The organism is Vibrio sp. IB15 (assembly GCF_016406055.1).
Lineage (GTDB): Bacteria > Pseudomonadota > Gammaproteobacteria > Enterobacterales > Vibrionaceae > Vibrio > Vibrio chagasii.
The window spans coordinates 141451-148412 of sequence record NZ_JAEFCE010000003.1; the positions used below are offsets into that span (position 1 = coordinate 141451).

At 43.9% G+C, this 6962-nt stretch carries 8 protein-coding genes; all 8 read left to right on the forward strand.

Translation table 11 applies throughout. The features are described from left to right. Nucleotide 1 precedes the first annotated feature (1 nt). On the forward strand, nt 2-904 hold the full coding sequence (locus JC606_RS02135) for a type II secretion system F family protein (protein WP_198777741.1): 903 nt from the start codon (nt 2-4) through the stop codon (nt 902-904). Next, on the forward strand, nt 901-1743 hold the full coding sequence (locus JC606_RS02140; RefSeq protein ID WP_198777743.1) for a type II secretion system F family protein: 843 nt from the start codon (nt 901-903) through the stop codon (nt 1741-1743). The genes JC606_RS02135 and JC606_RS02140 overlap by 4 nt, the downstream gene beginning before the upstream one ends. A gap of 11 nt (nt 1744-1754) precedes the next feature. Next, entirely contained in the window at nt 1755-2492 is a 738-nt protein-coding gene (locus JC606_RS02145) for a tetratricopeptide repeat protein (protein ID WP_137407763.1), read from the forward strand. Next, nucleotides 2479-2961: a TadE/TadG family type IV pilus assembly protein gene (locus tag JC606_RS02150; protein ID WP_137407764.1), complete on the forward strand. Its 483-nt coding sequence runs from the start codon at nt 2479-2481 to the stop codon at nt 2959-2961. Before JC606_RS02145 ends, JC606_RS02150 begins: the two co-directional genes overlap by 14 nt. Then, nucleotides 2951-3508, forward strand: coding sequence for a tight adherence pilus pseudopilin TadF (gene tadF / locus JC606_RS02155; RefSeq protein ID WP_105057041.1), 558 nt, complete (start codon nt 2951-2953; stop codon nt 3506-3508). The genes JC606_RS02150 and tadF overlap by 11 nt, the downstream gene beginning before the upstream one ends. Nucleotides 3509-3512: 4 nt before the next feature. Then, on the forward strand, nt 3513-5075 hold the full coding sequence (locus tag JC606_RS02160) for a TadE/TadG family type IV pilus assembly protein (RefSeq protein WP_137407765.1): 1563 nt from the start codon (nt 3513-3515) through the stop codon (nt 5073-5075). An 8-nt stretch (nt 5076-5083) separates the two neighbouring features. Further along, the gene (locus JC606_RS02165) at nt 5084-5722 is read left to right on the forward strand and encodes an OmpA family protein (protein WP_137407766.1); all 639 of its coding nucleotides are present in this window, start codon (nt 5084-5086) and stop codon (nt 5720-5722) included. Nucleotides 5723-5912: 190 nt separating this feature from the next. Then, nucleotides 5913-6854, forward strand: a complete 942-nt coding sequence (locus tag JC606_RS02170; RefSeq protein ID WP_137407767.1) for a sensor domain-containing diguanylate cyclase — start codon at nt 5913-5915, stop codon at nt 6852-6854. The last annotated feature ends 108 nt before the right edge of the window (nt 6855-6962 follow it).

Consider the following 6962-nt stretch of genomic DNA (forward strand, 5'->3'; position numbering starts at 1 on the left):
CATGCTTTGGATTTCGTTGATCCTATTCGCTTTTGTGCTGCTTTTGATTCGGGACTCAAAGGTAAAAAAGGTCAATCAATTCTTCAATATTGAAGAAGCGGAAGCGGAAAACTTTAACGCTATTAACGTGAAATCATTGGTTCGTAAACAGAGCTGGCACACGTTCAAAGAGTCCATTTCACCAACCTTGATGGTGTTGGGGCCGCGTTCTACCTTGTACATCGCGTTATACATTACGGGCAGTTTAATTACCTCGTGGTACATCGTGATTGACTTGCTTTCGATGACAAACTCCTGGTGGGTACCTGTGTTGGCTTCGATTTTTTCCTTTTTCGGTTACCGCTTCTTGGTGACCAGAAGGCGTCGAGATTTCGAGAATACCTTCCCAGATGCGTTGAACATTCTGATGAGTGCGGTGACGGCGGGTGACAGTTTGATGCAAGCCATTAGTTATGTTGGCGAAGTGATGGACAACCCTATCGGGCGTGAATTTAAGCTGATGGGCGACCGATTGAAATTAGGTGAATCGCCAGAAGTGGTACTTAAGCGATCGTGCAAAAACTACCCGTATCCAGAGTTTTTGTTCTTCACCGTGACGCTTAGAGCCAATATTGCGCGCGGCGGGCAGCTCAAAGGTGTGTTAGCTCGATTGATTCGCGTACTAGTGGATTCCAGAACGTTAGAAAAAAAGAAGATGGCGATGACTTCGGAAGCGAGGATCTCCGCCAAGATTGTTGCCGCTATACCTTTGGTTTTTATGATCATTCTGAATTATGTAAACCCCGACAATGTCAATTATGTCCTGTATGACGAATCAGGTCGTGTGGTGTTGTTTTACGTACTTGGCAGTGAGCTGTTCGGCTTGTTCATCGTTTGGCTATTAGTAAGAGGTGTACGAGCATGATGATATTAGCTTCGCTTATCGTTCTGTTTTTTTCGCTGCTCTTTTTGATTATTGAGTCGGTGCGTTCCAATCAAAGGCTAAAGAAGGTTGCTGCGTATATTGGGGGGGATACCATTAAACCACCTTCGCGCATTAACCGCTTCTTTGTTCGATTTGGTAAGGAGCATAGACATGAACTTGAACAGAAACTAATAGAAGCAGGTTATTACAACACCGAATGGGCAAAGTTTTACTTTCCAGCCAAGGTGTTGGTGTTAGGCCTTGTTTCAGGTTTGGTTCTGTTAGGGGACATGACATCGACCAACAAATTGCTGGTGGTGATTGTCTCTCTAATTGCGGTGATTGTTGTTCCGGATACCTTGTTGCAAATGCGACGCAAGATGTTGATCAGCAAAACCTCAGCACAGCTCCCTTATTTACTAGACATGATGTCGGTATGTGTACAAACCGGCATGACAATAGAGGCATCTTTAGTGTACTTGGGTAAAGAGCTGGCCGAGTTTGATTCCGACCTTTGCTACCAAATTAAGCGTACCTCTGACTCTGCCAAGATACATGGTGTAGAGAAGGCATTGAACGATTTGACTGAGCGTATTCCAACTCCCGCCGTTCGAAGCTTTGTTCTGACGATTATTCAGAACTTGCAATACGGTACTTCTGTCGCTCAAACACTCAGTGACCTTGCTGAAGATATGCGAAAAGTTCAAATCCTCACGGTTGAAGAAAAGGTAGGTAAGCTCTCTGCAAAGATGAGTGTGCCGTTGATCCTTTTCATCATGTTTCCGATCGTCATCTTGATTCTCGCACCGAGCATCATGCAAATGACATTGAGTATCTAGGGGCGTGAAGCATGAATAAAAAAACGATGTACCTGATGCTGCTAACGCTAAGCCTGTTAGCCGGGTGCCAATCGACACCTTCCGAGCAAGACCACCAGCTTGCCGAGGTGACCAGTATGGAGAAGGTCAAAAACTACGATGGTCTCATTAACCATTACAAATCTCAGCTTGAGCAAGGCTCCCAAGATCCAGTGGTGAAACAGAAACTAGCATGGGCGTACTTCTATAAAGGCGACATCGAATCCGCAGATTTTTACGCTCAACACCTGAAAAAAGAGGGCATCGAAAACCCAGACCTTTATCAGTTAGAAGGGCAAGTATTTGATGCCAAAAATGACACGGATAGTGCGATAGCTGCTTATATTGCATCTGTCGAGGCTGGTAATAGGGCTGGTCAAATTCACGTATTACTCGGCGTGTCATACACAAAAATTGGTCAGTATGAGAAAGCATATCAAGAGCTGAATCTGGCACGCTTACGTGGTTATAACGATGTGGTGGTTAAGAACAACATCGCGATGGTCCAGATGGCTAATGGTGAGTTCCAGCAGGCGATTGAAACATTAGCGCCAGTGTTGAAAGAAGAACCAACCAATCAGATTGTAAAAGCGAACTTGGCGATAGCATTGATGAAAACCCAGCAGATTGATTCGGCCCAAAAGCTACTTAAAGGCGACTTTTCGGCGCAAGAAATTCAAGTGATTGCCGCTGAATTGACTCAACTGGGAGTGAGCGATGAAGCGTCTTAATAAGCAGAAAGGGGTGACAGCGATTGAGTTTGTTTTAGGGGCTCTGGTGCTGTTCTTCGCAACCTTTGCGATCTTTGAGTCGAGCTACCAAATCTACGTTGTAAACATGACCGAATACTCGCTTAGAGAAACGATCAGAAATACCAAGATCTATGAAGGTAAAGGGATCAATGAGCAATACGAGAACAAGTTCCGAAGCTTGATTGAAGATGATGACAATCTATGGAGCTTTTTGATTGATGGCTCACGCTTCTCGATGAAGGGTCAGTATTTCAAAACCTACGACGATTTTGTTGAGAACAGAGGGCATTCGGACCAAGGTTTGAACTTCAATTACGATCTGGCCGAAATTACCGTGACTTATCGCTACACACCAATCATTAAATTGGCTGGTGCAGCAGATAGAGATATTTCACGCACAATGGTTTTGAACTTAGAACACGAGGGGTGGAACGATGATGCGCCGTAACCCAGGAGCGTTTTATGGAAATCGCCAACAAGGTTCTTTTACCGTTGAGTTGCTGTTCATCCTTGTCGCGTTGTGGGGCGTTTATCTTTTTGGCGCCGATTTAAGCCATCAGCTGCTCGCACGCGCAAAGCTCGATAGGTCCAGCTTTGCTTTGGTGAACGTGATTAAAGAACGCACGCGTTATTTTGAAGCGGATGTATTGGCGGGGCAGAACCTGTCTGTGACTAACTCAGAATTACAAGACATGACGAAGGTAGCAAGTCGAATGCTCAATACACCCGTAGACAATGTGGCAATCAAGATCGAGTCGTTAACGAACAACAGTAATGTCGCTGAGTTTAGTAGCAGTAAGTTCAGAAGCTTAAATTGCCAGACGGATTCAATTATTGACCATGCGGATTTAGCGCCGGTAGATAAGGGCGTTGTTTACCCCTTGTATCGCGTTAGCCTTTGCGAAGAGGAAAGCTCTTGGTTCAAGCCGTTCTTTAATGATGGTACGAGTACCACGGTTAAGATTGCCTCTTCTTCTATCATGCCTGGGAGATAATGAAATGAAAATTCAGCATGAACGTCATATCAATCGTCAGTATCTCAGTCTACAAAGACAGCAAGGTGTCGCCGCAGTATGGATGGGCTTATTGCTTGTTCCTATCATGGGAATGACCTTTTGGGCAGTTGAAGGTACACGCTACTTGCAAGAGACCAGTCGACTTAGAGATTCCGCAGAGGCTGCGGCAATAGCGGTGACTATTGAAGATCAGCCTGATCTTGCGCGTGGATTAGCAACTCAATATGTCGAGAATTACGTGAGGGACATTAAGTCTACCAATCTTTCTGCACAGAGATTTCATCAAGCGGAAGATGAGGGAGCAGGGATTCTTGAATATATCCAATACACGGTTAATGCAAAGACCACTCATGACTCTTGGTTTGCGAGCAGTTTTATCCCTTCGTTTGATGAGCAGCAAGATCTGGCAGGGCGCTCACTAGCGCGAAAATACCCCGTTTACCTTGGTGATAACAACATCGACATTGTGTTCGTATCAGACTTTTCTGGCTCGATGGATGATAGGTGGGGGTCAAGTCGTCATAAAAAAATTGATGATTTGAAAACGGCCATCGATCAGATATCTAGCAAGATCCTGTGCACATCGACTGACTTAGAGTACGTCGATGGTGAGTGGAAAGAGGTGTGTGATGAACCTGGAGAAGACACCACCGGAGATAAGTTACTTAACCGAGTGGGCTTTGTGCCTTTTAACGTGAGAACGAGGGAAATCGTCTCAGGTGGTCGAGCAAACGCGACCAGTCAGTTGAGTTATAAACACAATTATAAACCCAACGTGTCCCCTTATTCTTACAACGATGTTAATTGGGATTATTGGCGTGCGTATTCGCAGAATGAGGTACTCAATTGCGCGAATTGGCAGTCCTACTGCCCAAGCCCAAAATCGGACAATCAAAAGTACGCTAAGCGCATCAAGGATGTGATCTATTTAGATAACTATCACGTTGCTGACGTATACAACTATGTTGATTTATCCACGTCTGTAGCCACGATGTTTACGGACAAGTCGGGGTTAAGACCCAACTTCTATGGTGTGAATGGAACGGATCTTTTTAACGCTCATGGTTCTTCAAGTTCAACGCAGTTTAAAAACATTCGATTATCGAACAAATTGTCCGATCTAAACCCGATTAGTTCTATGTGGGCAGACGGTGGCACCGCCGCCTTTCAAGGGATCTTAAGAGGCTCTCAAATCCTTAAGGATGGCGATCCCAATAGCTCGGATGACGAAGAACAGCAAGCATACAACAAGAAAATCAAGATGCTGCTTATTTTGAGTGATGGTCAAGAAAGCCCTAATAACGGCATTCTTAAAGGGCTTGTTGATAGAGGCATGTGTGACAAAGCAAGAGAGGAGATACCTGGCTTATATATTGGTGTCATCGGTATCGATTTCCGTGCTTCTCAGCAAAGCGGTTTTCAAGACTGTGTTATCGACCCAAATGAGGACATCATCGACGTATCTAACCTTGATGAATTGATTGAAAAGATAGAAGAACTCATCCGTAAAGGCTCAAAAACAAGCGGCATCACTAAGTTGTATTAGAGGAAAATATGAAAAAGTTAATGATCGGTTCCATTGTCCTGTCGACATTGCAATTTAGCCTTCACGCCAATGCGGAGGACGGCATAAGCGTTTATTGCGACACGGCATTCAGTGAATATCAACACAGTGTGAGAGTTGATGATGTTGTTGGTGTCGCGCAGCACAGGTTGGGGGCGCTACAAATAGAGCAACAATCCGATAGCAACGAGTTGAAACAGGCATTAGCCAGCCAATCGAGTCTAGGTATCAATAAAGCCGGATGTAAGACTTGGATCAGCAGCCAAGAGCGCCACAGATTGTTGGCTCGAATCCACTTTGGTTTTGACCAACACAGTCTAACACCAATGGGCAGCAAAGCACTGAGCCAACTCGCTAGTGAATTACAAACCAGTGGCAGTTCGGTCACGGTCGATGGGCACACAGACAGCACTGGTGATGAAGGCTACAACCAAGCTTTAGGGCTACAAAGAGCGCTCACTACTTCGAATGCTTTGGTTGCTGATGGGGTAGAGAAGAATCGCTTGGTTATTCGTTCTTTTGGTGAAAGTAAGCCTATCTCTTCTAATGAAACGAGTGAATGGCGAGCAAAGAACAGACGAGTCGAGATCTGGACGTCGAATGATGATGCTACAGAACGAGTGAACTAAGAGCATATCTTAGCGTTCAACCCAATATAAATAGTTAATGGAGTCAGTGGCTTGTGATGTGGCTAAGAAAAAGTCTTAGCCATCAATCTGTCGGAACCCCACTCAATATTACCTTGCTTAGAATTTTTGTTATAACGGATGCTAATGAATATTCAATCAAATTTAACTATCTGATACTAAAGAATAATTGATGCTATTTGACAGAGTCTCTTCTGAAGGGATGGAACAAAATATCGACGTAGATACTTGGATATCTATATTGGACAACATATGCGACATTATGGACGCATCGAATGCGGGAATCATCACGATCTCCGATTTTACTTGTTTGGGATTTGAGAGCGTTTTATGTTCTTCAACCAAGTTATGCGAGCAGCACAAAAGTAAGATCAGTTGTTTTTGTGAGTACGTATACAAAGAGAACCGCACGGTTTATTTGAGTGGATGTTCTTGTGGTGAGGCAACTGTTGAGAAGGAGCCTGACGACTATAAATCATTTTGTGGCATCCCCATCAGCGGCACAGATGGAGAAGTGTTTGCCATCCTATTTGTGTTTGACTTGAATCCAACCGAGTATACGGAAAGCCAAGTGAACCTGATTGAGAACATTTCAACCTTACTACGCTCTGAAATCCTCTTGAAAGAAGAGAGCAGGATTTTATATAAAAACAGCCACTTCGATATCATGACGATGTTGCTCAATCGAAGGGGGTTCTTTTATGAGTTCAACAAAGCAAACATTGATGATGGAGAGATCGTTTGTCTGTATTTTGACTTGGATAATTTAAAGTACATCAATGATACTTATGGGCACTTTAAAGGTGACGACTATATTTCTGGCTTTGCTTCGTGCATAAGAAATAACATCAAATACAACACAATACCGGCGAGAGTCGGTGGTGATGAGTTCATTGTGGTTATTCATTCAGAAGAGCCCGGATACGCTTGTGAATTGGTTCGTAAAATTCGTGCAGATTTTCATGAGTTCATTGAAGGGTTTCGTGGTGATGATGATGTTTCACTTGGGTTTTCCTATGGGTGCGGAACTTCTGATTCTCAAAGTTTGAACATCATTAACTTGATCAAGTCATCAGACGAGAACATGTATCGCAATAAGAAAAATAAGCTGTAAGTTATACAACTTTTATATGCCGATGACAGGTACGAAAAAGCCCTCACATTGGAGCAATGTAGATCAGATAAGGATCGGTTGACCGATCCTTCTTCTGAGAGATAATCG

What these genes read in the sequence shown, in the direction of transcription:
- JC606_RS02135 (WP_198777741.1), top strand. Translation starts at nt 2, where the DNA reads ATGCTTTGGATTTCGTTGATCCTATTCGCTTTTGTGCTGCTTTTGATT.
- JC606_RS02140 (WP_198777743.1), top strand. Translation starts at nt 901, where the DNA reads ATGATGATATTAGCTTCGCTTATCGTTCTGTTTTTTTCGCTGCTCTTT.
- JC606_RS02145 (WP_137407763.1), top strand. Translation starts at nt 1,755, where the DNA reads ATGAATAAAAAAACGATGTACCTGATGCTGCTAACGCTAAGCCTGTTA.
- JC606_RS02150 (WP_137407764.1), top strand. Translation starts at nt 2,479, where the DNA reads ATGAAGCGTCTTAATAAGCAGAAAGGGGTGACAGCGATTGAGTTTGTT.
- tadF (WP_105057041.1), top strand. Translation starts at nt 2,951, where the DNA reads ATGCGCCGTAACCCAGGAGCGTTTTATGGAAATCGCCAACAAGGTTCT.
- JC606_RS02160 (WP_137407765.1), top strand. Translation starts at nt 3,513, where the DNA reads ATGAAAATTCAGCATGAACGTCATATCAATCGTCAGTATCTCAGTCTA.
- JC606_RS02165 (WP_137407766.1), top strand. Translation starts at nt 5,084, where the DNA reads ATGAAAAAGTTAATGATCGGTTCCATTGTCCTGTCGACATTGCAATTT.
- JC606_RS02170 (WP_137407767.1), top strand. Translation starts at nt 5,913, where the DNA reads ATGCTATTTGACAGAGTCTCTTCTGAAGGGATGGAACAAAATATCGAC.